The following is a 14,770-nucleotide window of genomic DNA, read 5'->3' as shown; positions in this document are numbered from 1 at the left end:
ACTGTGAAAGTTATTTTTACTGAGGATGTAAGAGGAAAGGGTAAACGTGGTGAGGTGAAAGAAGTCACATCAGGTTACGCTCAAAACTTTTTAATTAAGAATAATAAGGCGATTGAAGCCAATAAGCAAAATATTGCCCAATTAAAAGCTGAACAAAATCGTGAAGAAAAAGATTACGAAGCTGAAATTGCTGAAGCTAAAGTTGTTAAGGCTAAAATTGAAGATGACAAAACTGTCGTTGAAATTCCAGCCAAAGCTGGTACAGATGGACGCTTGTTCGGATCAGTTACAACTAAGAAGATTGCTGAAGAACTTAAGAAGCAATATGACATCACTGTTGATAAGCACAAGATGAGTTTAGGAGAGGGTGCCAAAGCACTTGGTTTCGTAAACGTTCCAGCTAAAATCTTTGATACAGTTGAAGCTGTTATCAGAGTACATATTGTTGAAAAGAAGTAGGTAGTCAATGAATAATGATATAACTAGAATACCGCCGAACGATAAAGACGCTGAACAAGCTGTCCTCGGGGCGGTTTTTCTGAGCAAAGATGCGCTAACAGAAGCAATGGAGTATTTGGAGCCAGAAGATTTTTACCAACATGCCAATCAGTTAGTATTCCAAGCTATGGTTACTATCAATGAGCGGGATGATGGACCAGTTGATGTTGTTACAATTCAAGATGAATTGAATCGTGCTAATCAATTGGAAGATGTCGGTGGGATTTCATATCTTGCTGACTTAGCTAATGCAGTACCAACTGCAGCCAATACCGGATACTATGCCAGAATCGTTAAGCAAAAATCTGTTTTACGTAGCTTGATTGGTGCTGCAACAAATATCGTTAATCGTAGTTTCGACGAAAACGAAGATTTAGACTCTATCATTGATGCATCCGAACGTGATATTATGGATGTTTCTGAGAACCGTAGCCATAAGGGATTCAGAAAAATCAGCGATGTTGTTAAATCATCTTTTGCTGAAATTGATAAGTTGTATGACCAGGACAGTGATGTTACTGGACTATCAACTGGCTACAAAGATTTAGATGCGATGACTACCGGTTTGCATCCAGATGAACTAATTATTTTGGGAGCTCGACCTGGTGTTGGTAAGACGGCTTTTGCCTTGAATATTGTTGAAAATGCAGCGGTTAAAGACCATGCAACTGTCGCAATGTTCTCACTTGAAATGAGTGCGGAGTCATTGGTAAACCGTATGCTATGTTCGACGGGGTCAATTGATGCTACAGCTCTTAGAACAGGTCAATTAGATGAAAGTCAGTGGAACAGTTTAGTCGTTGCCATGGGTAGTCTATCTAATACAGAAGTGTATATTGACGATACCCCAGGTGTTAAGATGTCTGAAATCCGTTCCAAATGTCGGCGTTTGGCCAAGGAAAGTGGAAAGCTAGATTTAATCGTTGTTGATTACTTGCAGCTTATTGAAGGTACTGGACAAGAGAACCGTCAACAGGAAGTTTCTGTAATTTCTCGTAATATGAAGAAATTAGCCAAAGAATTACATGTTCCAATAATCGCGCTATCACAACTAGGTCGTGGACTGGAAGCTCGACAAGATAAACGACCAATGCTTTCAGATATTCGTGAATCAGGTTCAATCGAGCAGGATGCGGATATTGTTTCCTTCCTTTATCGTGACGATTATTATCGTAATGAAGATGAGGATGGGGACTCTGAGCCTCAAGATCAAGAGGATCAAGATGTAGGTGAAGTAGAAGTAATAATTGCAAAGAACCGTTCAGGTCCGCGTGGAACAGCAAAGCTATTGTTTGTTAAGTCATACAATAAGTTTTCGTCAATCGCGAATATTCCCGAAAATTAATAGTATAGGTGGATAAGATATGACAACAGTCGTAGTAGTAGGTACCCAATGGGGTGACGAAGGTAAAGGTAAAATAACTGATTACTTTAGTGGCGAGGCAAATATCATTGCCCGTTATCAAGGTGGAGACAATGCCGGACATACATTAAATATTGACGGTAAAGTATATAAACTCAGATCAGTTCCATCAGGAATTTTATATCCAGACAAAGTAAGTTTGATTGGAAACGGAGTGGTTCTAAATATCGAATCACTATTAGAAGAATTGAAGCGCTTACACGATCAAGGTGTAGATACTTCAAATCTTAAAATTTCAAACCGTGCCCACTTGATTATGCCTTATCATATTCAATTAGATAAATTACAAGAGGCTTCTAAGGGAGATTCTAAGGTCGGTACGACTAATAGAGGTATAGGACCAACCTATGCGGACAAATCAGCGCGCGTAGGAATCAGAATGGCTGATATCCTTGATAAAGACATCTTTAGAGACCTTTTGAAAGAGAATTTGGACGAAAAGAACGAATTGTTTACAAAGATTTACAATGCAGAGCCAATGAACTTTGATGACATGTTCGAAACATACTATGAATTCGGACAACAATTAAAAGATCGTGTAATTGATACATCAGCATATTTAAACAAAGAATTAAAAGCTGGCGAGAATGTATTATTTGAAGGCGCACAAGGAATCATGCTTGATATCGATCACGGAACATATCCTTATGTAACTTCATCTAACCCAGCTGGTGGTGTAACAACCGGAGCAGGTGTTGGTGCACCGCTTATCGACAAAGTTATCGGTGTCGTAAAGGCTTATACATCAAGAGTTGGTGCTGGTCCATTCCCAACTGAACAAAACAACGAGACAGGCGATTTCTTGCGTGATGCAGGACACGAATATGGAACAGTTACACATAGACCTAGACGTGTTGGTTGGCTAGATACAGTCGTATTAAAGCACTCATGCAATGTTTCAGGCGTAACTCATCTCTCATTGAACTGTTTAGATGTTCTTACAGGATTGAAAGAAATAAAAGTTTGTGTAGGATATGATTACAATGGTAAACAAATCGATGAATATCCAGCTAACTTGAATTTCCTTGCAAAATGCAAACCAGTTTACAAGACATTTAATGGTTGGGATGAAGATATCACTCAAGCGAAAAGTATTGAAGAATTGCCAGATGCAGCTAAAGCTTATCTAGAATTTCTAAAAGAAGAACTAGATGTAGAATATGCAACAATTTCAGTTGGTCCTGATCGTGATCAAACAATTATCGTAAATGACGTTTGGAAATAATTTCCGGAATATTTCCCGGGAAATATAAAAGGCATCCTCGTAAATGAGGGTGCTTTTTTAGTTGGTCAATCTATTTGAGATAATACCTTGCTTAAGGGATGTAAATTTTGAAGTGTTTCGATCATAGGATAAAGTATAATAGTGATTAACGTCATTATTAATCTGCTTGATGTAGATACGACTATATCTAGGAACATCAGACAATTCATAACCAGTAACTGCAAAGTTAGTTAATCTGGAATTAGCATTCTTCGCTAATGAGTATAATGCTTTGTTACTAGTTTCATTGTTCAAACCAATGTTGATTGCAATTTGATTAAAGTCACCAGGAACAATGCTGTTATTAGAAATGAGGTTTGAGTTAATGATAGCTGTCCTAGTTTCTTGCATGAAAGATTTGGATTGCTTGACGCCATCATTACCAGTGACAACTCCATCTATAATAAACTGAGGTGGATATTTAGCTGAACGTTTACCAATATATTTTGAGGTCTTAATTTGATTCTTGTCATAATGTAAAATGTATCTATAGCTGACAATAGATTTGGTGTCATTATATTGATTACAACTAATGGTAAAATATTTACCCGAGTGATCACGGCCAAAGTTTAATAATGTAATCTTGTAGATATACTGATGTTCTTGCTTATCAACTTTATCCATTAAGGACTTTTGTTGATCTTTAGATAAAAAATATAGTTTCTTGTTATCTTGGAAAGAAGTATCAATGTTATTTGTGAGTTTAACGACGTGATTCTTTTCCGAGTTTAAATCATTCACATCTGTATTAACAGATTTGGGAGTAACACCCTTATCGATATTCTTTGGATTAACAATCAAAGAGAAGGGAATAGTTATTTTAGAAATAGCATCAGTTGATTTGTCTCGAATTCGAAATACATTGAAAGCAAATAGTGAAATGATGATTAGTAAGATTAAGATACTGATAGTCCAACGCCATTGGTTTTTAGTTAAATTTTTCAAGATGTGCCACCTTTATCTATGAGATACTTTAATATATATATAGTATACGAAACAAATAAACTAAATGGGGAAAATGATGAAAGATAAAAAAGACTTACGAAACAACATAAGAACAACTAGTTATTTCATAATCGCAGCAAAAGTAATTATTGTTATTACTGCTGTAGTTTTTTTGATCACTTTTTCTCTGGGAACAGCAAATGCTGCAATTTCAAAAGAAATCTCTAATCAGTATCAAGATAATCAATTAGATGTATTGAAGAAAAGCGTAAATCAAAATGCAATGGGATTCATTGGAAAGCTGATTGATGTTAGTGGAACAAATATCCTTTCAAAGGATAATGTAGATAAGTATAAGAATGTCCAATCTGAACTTGCAAATAGAGAAGACAGAAAACATCAAATTAGTTTGTTATTTGATGGTAAGAATGAATACAAGGTTACAGTTACTAAAGATCAATTAAATGGTTTGGATAAAACACTTCTAAATGAAACTAATCAAGACGTTTATCAAGTACAAAAGAATCGACTAGATACAATCAGGATTTGGTTTGAACAAACAAACGATGCTGAAAAATACATCAACAATACATGGAATGACTTTTTAGATAGTAATAAGTCATTAACGATGAAGAAAATCTCAATGGTTAACACATACAATAAATTAATCAAAAACAAGAACGTTAAAAATGATATGCAAGATAAAGTAGCAAAGATGAACGAATACTTCAATAATAATTCAGGTGAAGATAGTAAAGTTCAAAATGCTAAGGCAGAATTAGAAGCTTTAAAAAATTCTCCTTTGACTGAGAAGTATAAACCAGCTAACGTGGACATCATCTCTAAACTGGATAACTCTGCAAAGGCTGATGATGCTTTAAGTGATGCAGGTATTAATGATAAGCACGTGTTGTATTTTGATAAAGCTAAAGGTCAAATTTCCTACATGACATTAACGGGTGGTAACTATGTCTCTGATGGATCAGACATCTCAGTGCAATCTGATAATATTTCAAGTGGTAAGTATACAATCAAATCAGTAATAAGTTCAGCTTCAAGTAATGCAGCAATTGTTACTGATACGAGTTCAAGTAGTTTTGGCAAATATTTATCTAATGCCACAGATGACGTATTGTCTGGCATGGGTATAACTAATGCTGATAATTCAACTGCTAATTTCAACACTGCCAAACCAGTTTTCTGGTTTAAGAATAATCCTGCACTCAATAACTCAGTATACTTTGGAACTTCTGGAACAATTGGATTTATCTATACAGGTGGTTCATCGTATTCAAATGGAATACAAGTTTCGACAAGTGGTTTAAGTACTATTGAAAGCAAGGCTTCATCAGGATTGCTACTATTTGTTAAATAGGGGATAACATGCGAGAGAATAGAAGAGTTGGTAAAACGGTCAAAAAGAAAAAGTGGCCTAAGATTTTATTGATAGTTGTAATCTTGGTTGTTGCTGCCTTTGTTGCTATTTGGTTAAAGATAGGAACACCGGTAAAAGAATCCATTGCAGATGGATACTCGTATAGCAACAGATTAACTAAGAAAGATTTTTATCCTAAAAACTCTACGATTATTTATGGTGCTGATGGGAAGGAATTGAAACGATTCTCTCAGTCAGATGTTGATTACACAGATGAATCTAAAGTTAACCCTCTAATCAGTAAAGGATTGGTTGAAGTGGAGGACAGCAGATTTTACATCCATCATGGAATTGATATGTATGCCATTCTTCGTTCAATGGGAGCTCGAGTATTTGAACATCGAGTACAAGGTGGATCGACTTTAACACAGCAGTTAGTTAAAAATGTTGTTTTAAAAGATCAATCTCAGACATTCTCTCGTAAAATCAAAGAAATGGTTATTGCCCAGGAAATAGAAAAGAAGTTTAGTAAGAAACAAATATTGGAATTCTACATCAACGATGTTTACATGGGTCATGCAACATATGGTTTCAGTAGTGCAGCTAAATACTATTATTCAAAAGATCAAAAGGATTTGGACATCGGACAAATTGCCATGCTCATTGGTATTCCAAATAATCCAGTTTATTATGATCCAGTTGCTTATCCTGAACGTTCAGTCAAACGTCGCAACATGGTATTAAGCATCATGAATAAGAACGGATTAATTAGTAAGAAACAATACATGAGTTCTCGAAAGAAACCACTGGGTCTTAAACTTAATAAGCATACCTTTGATAATGATGTTTCGAAAAACTATGCATTAAACTATGCAGTGTTTAATGCTACTGAAGAGTTAATGAAGTCGTCTGGATTTACGATGAAGTATACTTTCAACGATGACAAGAGCCGTAAGGATTACTATGAAAAATATGCTCAAGCCTATGATCGTGCTCGAGGTCAGTTGATGAATGGTGGGTATAGTATTCGAACGACAATTGATCCGGTACTTCAAAGTAAAATTGAAGAGTTAGTAGATAAGGTATATGCCTCAAATCAATCTAAAGATAAGTATGGTAAATTACAGCCGCAGTTAGCTAGTACTGTAATTGATAATAAGACAGGGAATGTAATTGCAGTTGTCGGTGGACGTGGAACAGAATACGATCAAATTAATCGAGCTGTCACTGGATACAGACAACCTGGTTCGGCTGCCAAACCATTGGTCGCATATGCACCTGCCTTTGAACGTGGCTATCTTCCACAAAGTTCTGTAACTGATTCACCAGTCCAAGGAATCTCCAACTGGTATCCCGGTTACACAGGACAGACGACGGTCAGACACGCGCTAGAAAATTCAATTAATACTGTTGCCTTCAAACTTGCGCTTCAAGACACTAAGAAGACGTACTACGACGACCTTGCAAAAATGGAGTTTGCACGTCTAACTCCCCAAGATCGAAATCCCATCATCGCATTAGGTGGATTTACTGATGGAACAACCACAACTGAAATGGCATCAGGTTATAGTAGTTTCTCACGCCAAGGTAACTTCATTCATCCATCGAATATTCAAAGTGTTTACGATGAATCAAATGACAGAATGCTTTATGAAAACAGACATCTTGAAAAGAAGATTTACACAACTGATGCAAGTTACTTGATGCTTAACACTTTACAATCCGTAGTTTCAAATGGATTGGGTAAAGCTGCTAGTTTGGATAACTTTAAATACACAGCTGGCAAGACAGGAACAACTGATGCACACAAGGATTCATATTTTGTCGGAATGACACCTGATTTTACCATTGCCAACTGGACAGGTAATGATCAGCCATCATCTCTAACAACTGCTCAGGAAAGTTTGGCCATGGCAGCCTTCAAGTCAGAGGGTGAATACCTAGTTGACTACTTAAAAGAAAAGAACACTGACTTCAAGAAGCCAAGTACAGTTAAAGTTTTAGGTGACAAGTTGACTGTTGATGATAGTAAGAAGAAACAAACTATCCAAGATGTAATTGATACAGATTTTTCTAAATTTAACAACGCTCAAGAAGAGAAAAACAAACGAAGACTCTTTAATATGGATTACCGAATTATCTATCACTTATCCAAAAAAGAAGAGTACAGTCGAGAGGCGAAAGTTAAGAAGGCTTTGAAGAAATATGAGGACTCTCCAATTACTAAAGAGTCTCAATACTCATCTAAGCTTGATGAATTGCAAAAGATTCGTTATCTTAACATTAACGTTAAACGACAGACAGCCAAGAAGCAGTTTACTGATAAGATTGTTGATCTTCAGAAACAGTTGAATTTGAAACAAGCTCAGTTCCAAGCAGATAAAGACAATGGCAAACTTTCCAAGTACAATTCTGAGAAAAGAAAGATTCAAGATCAGCGTAATGAGCAACGTAAGAAGATGGTAGATAAACTTATGCCTGAATATAATGCCCAAGTTGAGAAGGTTAAGGATGCATATAAGAACAATGACTCCGACAAAGAGGCTCAGAAGCAAACCTTGATTAACTTAATGAATGAGATTAGAAGTTATGGTGGAAGTGTACCTGACTTGAAGCTCAATATTGATGATTAATTTTCCCAACAAAATAAGACACTACATACCAGATGATAATCTCAGGTATATGGTGTCTTATTTTTTCCATCTATTTAAATACTTATTCCTCAAACGGATAGCCTTAAGTCTTTGGATGGTTGCTGCAGTGTACGGAACAGTGAAGAGTCCCATTGCAATAAATGATGCGATTAAAAATGTTTGTAGGCCCTGACTGATTGATCCTGGATAATTGTTTTGAACCATGTAGAGGATTGTTCGGTAGGCATTACCTCCGGGGACCAAGTTAACTAAGCAGGGAATAATAATAATGTTTTCAGGTAGTCTAAATTTTCGAGCAAAGAAGTAGGCTAGAATTCCTATGATAACTGCTCCAACGTAGTTAGAGATTAGAATGTTGATGTGTGAGTAGTTCTTTAATAGGTAGAAGACTGTCCAACTCAGTGCTCCTGTAATTCCGATGATTCCTGCTGCTCTTCTGGGGGCATTAGTTATCAGAGAAAATCCGATGGCTGACAAAGCACCCAGTAGCAAGTTTAAAAATATATCCATGAGCGCCCCTCCTAAAAGACAATTAAAGCGGTTGCAATTCCGAATCCAATGCTACTAGCCACCAATAAGGAGTCCAGAAATTTAACCATACTGCTTAGAGCGTGCCGCATAACTAGTTCACGAATTGCATTGGTGATGGCAACACCCGGAACTAACGGCATGATTGCTCCAATTATTATCGTATGGTACTGAGTGATAATGTGTAAATCTTTCATGGCAATTGCTAAAATTGCGATGACAAATCCGGAAATGAATAAATCAGCGTATGGAAGCATAGATAGTGTTGCTAGGTAGTAAGAAATAGAGTAACCAATAATTCCTACGAAAAAACAGTAGATGAAATAATATAGGGGCATTTCAAATAGCAACATCGGAGCCATTGAAACGAAACCAGCTCCAATTGCTTTTAACCAAAATGGAAAGTCTGCTGTGCGTTTGTACTTATATAAATGTTCAATATGTGCAGTGAAGTCTTCGACGTAAATCTTTTTTTCAGCAAGTTGGCGAGACATCGTATTAATCTCATCAATCATTTGTAAATTGGTTCCGCCAAGGCGTGATTTCAAAAATTTATAGTTCTCACTGTTGATTTCTACAAATATGGCTGTTACTGTTACATAACACTTAACGTTGCTACCGAGAGATCTGCCGATTCGTTCAACAGTATCCTCAACACGATAAGTTTCAGCACCACCGTTTACTAATAAGTAGGCAGTTTTGAGACATAAGTCAGACAATTGCTGAGTACTAAGTTGCTCTACGTTTTCCATATTTTCACCTACTTTGCTATGTTTCGAATTCATCGAGTTTGACAGAAAGCGTGAATCTTCTATAATTATTTGAGGACATTATTGCTAACTATTAAGTCGATTTAAAAAATCATAAACAAAAATAATTATTGACTATACTTAATATATAACAAAATAGCTGACTGTAACTATAGTAAACCGGTATAATATTAAGTTATTATGTTTAAAGACAGACAGTATTTAACTAATGGAGTTAATTTATGGATAACAACAACAATAACATGTCGAGACGCAATCGGAAGTTAACACATAATCATGCGCTAGAGTCCGAAAACGCCGGTATCGTCAAAAAACCTTTTCTCAAAATATTAGGTTTAGTACTCTTACTAGTAATTTTTGTTTCCGGCGCATATGGATTTAGATTATATGCTCAGGCACAAGGATCATTCGACAAAACGTTTAAGCAGCTAGCTGGTAGACAGACATCTGAAAAGATTTCTCAAAGCAAGCCAGTATCAATCTTGCTACTAGGTGTTGATACCACTGATAATGGTGTCAGAGATACTGAGACTAATTACAAGGGTAATTCCGACACTATGATAGTAGTAACCGTCAATCCAAAGACAAAGAAAACTACCATGATGTCAATTCCGCGAGATACCATGACACAAATTTGGAAAAACGAGAACGATAATACTCGTAAAATCCAAAAGATTAACTCAGCGTATAACATAGGTACAGAAAATAGTGCCGTTGTTACTACTCAGAAATTAATCAACGTACCAATTGATTATTACGTCAAAGTTGATTTCAACTCACTAGAGAAGATAGTTAATAGTGTCGGTGGAGTAGACGTCAACGTACCATTCAGCTTTTCATATGGAGATGCAGGCCAAGTTCCATCTAACTTTAGAAAAGGTAAGATGCATCTAAATGGTAAGCAGGCGCTAGATTATGCCAGAATGAGACATGACGATCCAAACGGTGACTATGGTAGACAGCAGCGTCAACGTCAAATCATCTCGGCCATCGTCAAGAGTGCAGCTAGTGCCAAGACATTTACTCACTTCAAGAAGGTACTAGATAGCATCTCAGACTCAATGACAACAAACCTAAGTTTTAATGATATGCAGACAATGTTCCTAAATTATCGTGACGCATCAGGCAACATCGACTCAGACCATCTCCAAGGTTATGGACAAATGGTTGGGGATGTTTCATATGAACTTGCGCCTACGAAGGAAATCCAGCGTGTATCTGATAAATTACGTAAGCAACTAGGTTTACCAGAAGAAACAGTAAATAATGAAGAAACAAAACTCAATAGATTGAATCAAAGACACGGATTCTCATTCAATTATGATGGGGACATACCACAAACGTACAAAATCTATAAGAGTAATCAAACATCGGAATAAAATAAGTTTGAGGCTGAGACGATCCGCAGTTGTCTTAGCCTCTTATTATGTGAAGGATATAAATTTATGAGTGTTTTAGAAGTACATAATCTCACACAACAATTTTTGGACAAAAAGTTGTATGATGATGCCAATTTACAAGTTAATAAAGAAGACCATTTAGGAATCACAGGTCAAAACGGTGTAGGTAAGAGTACCTTCATCAAAATTTTGACAGGCCAACTCGAACCCGACGAAGGTAAAATCAGCTGGCAAAAACATTTAACAGTAGGTTATTTGGATCAGCAGGCTAAGCTTGTCGCAGGGATGACTATTCGTGAGTACTTGAAGACTGCTTTCCAAAATCTATACAACGCTAACGATGAGTTAACTGAAATATATATGAATAACCCTGATGAAGAGGCACTAGAGAAAGCGGGGAAACTCCAAGAACTTCTCGACGCCAATGATTTTTATGAAATTGATACTAAGATTGATCAAGTTGCTACCGGACTAGGACTAGATGCCATTGGATATGAGCATGACGTCTCAGAACTATCAGGTGGACAACGTTCGAAAATCATTTTGGCAAAAATCTTATTAGAGAATCCTGATATGATTCTGCTGGATGAGCCAACTAACTACTTGGATACTAACCATATTGATTGGTTAAGCGATTATCTAAACAATTTTGAGGGCGCATTTATCGTAATTTCCCATGATTATGGCTTTTTAGATAGAATTGTAAATTGTATTGCTGATATTGAGTTCGGAAAAATCACTAAGTATACCGGAAGTCTCAAGCAAGTTACCAAGCAAAAGGCAGCTAACAAAGAGGCATATATGAAGGCATATACTAAGCAACAAGAGAAAATCTCTAAGACTAAGGCTTATATCCGTAAGTTTAAGGCTGGATCTCGTTCAAAGAGTGCCAAGAGTAGAGAGAAACAGCTCTCTCATATGGAAGTACTAACACCACCAGGTAATAAGACCATCGCTAGCTTTAACTTCCCATATAAGGAGATCCCAAGCTCACGTATGGTATTGGAAGTAAATGACCTTATGATAGGATACGATAAGCCATTATTTGACCAGAAGCTTAATTTCTCCCTAGTAAGTGGAGAGAAGATGGTTATTAAAGGATTCAATGGTATCGGTAAAACTACTCTGATCAAAACTCTATTGGGGATGTTACAACCTAAGAATGGTAACTTTGATTTTTCCGATGTAGTTAAGATAGGTTATTTCAAACAGGATCTAACTTGGAAGAGTAATATGGAAACTCCGTTCAAAGTGGTAAGTGAAGACCATCCAGAATCAGATAGTAAAGAAGTCCGTCAATATTTGGCGAGAACTGGATTAACGAACCAACAGATAATGTCTCCAATGAAATCATTGTCCGGTGGTGAGCAGACAAAAGTTAAACTAGGTGATTTAATGTTCGAGCCTACAAACTTTCTATTTATGGATGAGCCAACTAACCATTTGGATGATGAAAGTAAAGCATCACTCAGAAAAGGTCTCCGTAGTTACCCAGGCTCTATGATTTTGGTTACTCACGAAGAGGACTTTTATAGTAGTGATTGGATCGATAAAGTACTAGATATAGAGCAAATAAAAAAGAATTGATTTATTTTAAAAAAAGCCTTGCATGCGACGTATCAAATTGGTAAGATATTATTTGTTGTCACGAGAGAGCAATCGCATCAGTCGTAGCAAGCCTTGGCGAGCTAAGCGGATGAAAAATTATTTTAAAAAGTTGTTGACATGAGGTTGATGATTCGATAAGATAATTAAGTTGCTTTAACGAGTAACGACAGCGAAAGATGAATTAATTCATCAGGAGCTTGAATAAATTATTTTAAAAAGATGTTGACATTGAGTTGATATCATGATAAAATAATTAAGTCGCTTGTTAAGAGCAAATGCGATTAACAAGAAGTAGACCTTTGAAAACTGAACAAAGTTTTAACGCTAATTGTGTAGGCCTTATTATATAAGGTCAAAGAAACAATTATAACGAAGTCAGTTCGTTAGTAATAATAATTAATAACAAATGAGTCACAAACAATCAAAATATGAGAGTTTGATCCTGGCTCAGGATGAACGCTGGCGGCGTGCCTAATACATGCAAGTCGAGCGAACTCTGGTAAATGAATGAAGGTGCTTGCACCTGATTGATTTTACATTTGAGTGAGCGGCGGATGGGTGAGTAACACGTGGGTAACCTGCCCTAAAGTGGGGGATAACATCTGGAAACAGGTGCTAATACCGCATAACAACAATTTCCACATGGTTATTGTTTGAAAGATGGTTCTGCTATCGCTTTAGGATGGACCCGCGGCGTATTAGTTAGTTGGTGAGGTAACGGCTCACCAAGACGATGATACGTAGCCGACCTGAGAGGGTAATCGGCCACATTGGGACTGAGACACGGCCCAAACTCCTACGGGAGGCAGCAGTAGGGAATCTTCCACAATGGACGAAAGTCTGATGGAGCAACGCCGCGTGAGTGAAGAAGGTTTTCGGATCGTAAAACTCTGTTGTTGAAGAAGAACATGCGTGAGAGTAACTGTTCATGTATTGACGGTATTCAACCAGAAAGCCACGGCTAACTACGTGCCAGCAGCCGCGGTAATACGTAGGTGGCAAGCGTTATCCGGATTTATTGGGCGTAAAGCGAGTGCAGGCGGTTTATTAGGTCTGATGTGAAAGCCCTCGGCTCAACCGAGGAAGTGCATCGGAAACCGGTAAACTTGAGTGCAGAAGAGGAGAGTGGAACTCCATGTGTAGCGGTGGAATGCGTAGATATATGGAAGAACACCAGTGGCGAAGGCGGCTCTCTGGTCTGTAACTGACGCTGAGGCTCGAAAGCGTGGGTAGCAAACAGGATTAGATACCCTGGTAGTCCACGCCGTAAACGATGAGTGCTAAGTGTTGGAGGGTTTCCGCCCTTCAGTGCTGCAGCTAACGCATTAAGCACTCCGCCTGGGGAGTACGACCGCAAGGTTGAAACTCAAAGGAATTGACGGGGGCCCGCACAAGCGGTGGAGCATGTGGTTTAATTCGAAGCAACGCGAAGAACCTTACCAGGTCTTGACATATCTTGAAACACTAAGAGATTAGTTTTTCCCTTCGGGGACAAGAATACAGGTGGTGCATGGTTGTCGTCAGCTCGTGTCGTGAGATGTTGGGTTAAGTCCCGCAACGAGCGCAACCCTTATTATCAGTTGCCAGCATTAAGTTGGGCACTCTGGTGAGACTGCCGGTGACAAACCGGAGGAAGGTGGGGACGACGTCAAATCATCATGCCCCTTATGACCTGGGCTACACACGTGCTACAATGGTCGGTACAACGTGTTGCGAACTCGCGAGGGCAAGCAAATCACTTAAAACCGATCTCAGTTCGGATTGTAGGCTGCAACTCGCCTACATGAAGCTGGAATCGCTAGTAATCGCGGATCAGCATGCCGCGGTGAATACGTTCCCGGGCCTTGTACACACCGCCCGTCACACCATGAGAGTTTGTAACACCCAAAGCCGGTGGGGTAACCTTTTAGGAGCTAGCCGTCTAAGGTGGGACAAATGATTAGGGTGAAGTCGTAACAAGGTAGCCGTAGGAGAACCTGCGGCTGGATCACCTCCTTTCTAAGGATAGGTACTTAGGTACCACGGAATACACAAGTTAAAACTTTGTTTAGTTTTGAGAGGTCTACTCTCGATCAGGCTTATTGGGCCTATAGCTCAGCTGGTTTAGAGCGCACGCCTGATAAGCGTGAGGTCGATGGTTCAAGTCCATTTAGGCCCATAAAAGTAGAATATAATAAAGCACCACGGGGGTTTAGCTCAGCTGGGAGAGCACCTGCTTTGCAAGCAGGAGGTCATCGGTTCGATCCCGTTAACCTCCATAGTCGCTTTAGGGAAATACATAGTATGACTCTAGAGAGACACTCGT

10 protein-coding genes, 2 tRNA genes and 1 rRNA gene are annotated in these 14,770 nt (G+C 38.1%); 10 read left to right on the top strand and 3 right to left on the bottom strand.

Annotated elements, in window-relative coordinates:
* The first annotated feature begins 3 nt into the window (after window positions 1–3).
* From rplI to ABM34_RS08920, 3 genes are read left to right on the top strand one after another with little or no spacing between them, the layout of a single operon-like run.
* A complete protein-coding gene (gene rplI, locus ABM34_RS08930) occupies window positions 4–459 on the top strand; it encodes a 50S ribosomal protein L9 (protein WP_048705125.1) in 456 nt (151 codons plus the stop codon).
* Between the two features lie 7 nt (window positions 460–466).
* Window positions 467–1,843 (top strand): replicative DNA helicase, encoded by a 1,377-nt coding sequence (dnaB, locus tag ABM34_RS08925; RefSeq protein ID WP_048705123.1) that lies wholly within the window; start codon window positions 467–469, stop codon window positions 1,841–1,843.
* A gap of 19 nt (window positions 1,844–1,862) precedes the next feature.
* Window positions 1,863–3,146, top strand: a complete 1,284-nt coding sequence (locus ABM34_RS08920) for an adenylosuccinate synthase (RefSeq protein ID WP_048705121.1) — start codon at window positions 1,863–1,865, stop codon at window positions 3,144–3,146.
* Between the two features lie 57 nt (window positions 3,147–3,203).
* Here the strand turns inward: ABM34_RS08920 and ABM34_RS08915 are convergent, their stop codons facing one another.
* Window positions 3,204–4,130: a hypothetical protein gene (locus tag ABM34_RS08915; RefSeq protein WP_048705119.1), complete on the bottom strand. Its 927-nt coding sequence runs from the start codon at window positions 4,128–4,130 to the stop codon at window positions 3,204–3,206.
* A gap of 76 nt (window positions 4,131–4,206) precedes the next feature.
* Here ABM34_RS08915 and ABM34_RS08910 point away from each other — a divergent pair, with 76 nt between their 5' ends.
* Window positions 4,207–5,505 (top strand): hypothetical protein, encoded by a 1,299-nt coding sequence (locus ABM34_RS08910; RefSeq protein ID WP_048705117.1) that lies wholly within the window; start codon window positions 4,207–4,209, stop codon window positions 5,503–5,505.
* Between the two features lie 8 nt (window positions 5,506–5,513).
* A complete protein-coding gene (locus ABM34_RS08905; protein ID WP_048705115.1) occupies window positions 5,514–8,138 on the top strand; it encodes a transglycosylase domain-containing protein in 2,625 nt (874 codons plus the stop codon).
* A 57-nt stretch (window positions 8,139–8,195) separates the two neighbouring features.
* Here ABM34_RS08905 and ABM34_RS08900 read toward each other — a convergent pair whose 3' ends face one another.
* Together ABM34_RS08900 and ABM34_RS08895 are read right to left on the bottom strand one after the other, a co-directional pair.
* A complete protein-coding gene (locus ABM34_RS08900) occupies window positions 8,196–8,669 on the bottom strand; it encodes a threonine/serine exporter family protein (protein WP_048705113.1) in 474 nt (157 codons plus the stop codon).
* A gap of 11 nt (window positions 8,670–8,680) precedes the next feature.
* Window positions 8,681–9,439, bottom strand: coding sequence for a threonine/serine exporter family protein (locus tag ABM34_RS08895; RefSeq protein ID WP_048705112.1), 759 nt, complete (start codon window positions 9,437–9,439; stop codon window positions 8,681–8,683).
* A 239-nt stretch (window positions 9,440–9,678) separates the two neighbouring features.
* Between ABM34_RS08895 and ABM34_RS08890 the strand changes: the two genes are divergently transcribed.
* From ABM34_RS08890 to ABM34_RS08870, 5 genes are all read left to right on the top strand, one after another.
* Window positions 9,679–10,836, top strand: coding sequence for an LCP family protein (locus tag ABM34_RS08890; protein ID WP_083988291.1), 1,158 nt, complete (start codon window positions 9,679–9,681; stop codon window positions 10,834–10,836).
* A gap of 66 nt (window positions 10,837–10,902) precedes the next feature.
* Complete coding sequence (locus tag ABM34_RS08885) at window positions 10,903–12,444, top strand: ABC-F family ATP-binding cassette domain-containing protein (protein WP_048705110.1); 1,542 nt, start codon at window positions 10,903–10,905, stop codon at window positions 12,442–12,444.
* A 445-nt stretch (window positions 12,445–12,889) separates the two neighbouring features.
* Window positions 12,890–14,463 (top strand): 16S ribosomal RNA (locus ABM34_RS08880).
* Window positions 14,464–14,548: 85 nt separating this feature from the next.
* Window positions 14,549–14,623 (top strand) — tRNA-Ile (locus ABM34_RS08875).
* 27 nt (window positions 14,624–14,650) lie between these two features.
* A tRNA-Ala gene (locus ABM34_RS08870) sits at window positions 14,651–14,723 on the top strand.
* Window positions 14,724–14,770: the final 47 nt, after the last annotated feature.

Origin of the sequence: Companilactobacillus ginsenosidimutans (assembly GCF_001050475.1) — a bacterium.
GTDB lineage: Bacteria > Bacillota > Bacilli > Lactobacillales > Lactobacillaceae > Companilactobacillus > Companilactobacillus ginsenosidimutans.
This window is presented reverse-complemented; position numbering and strand designations above follow the sequence as displayed.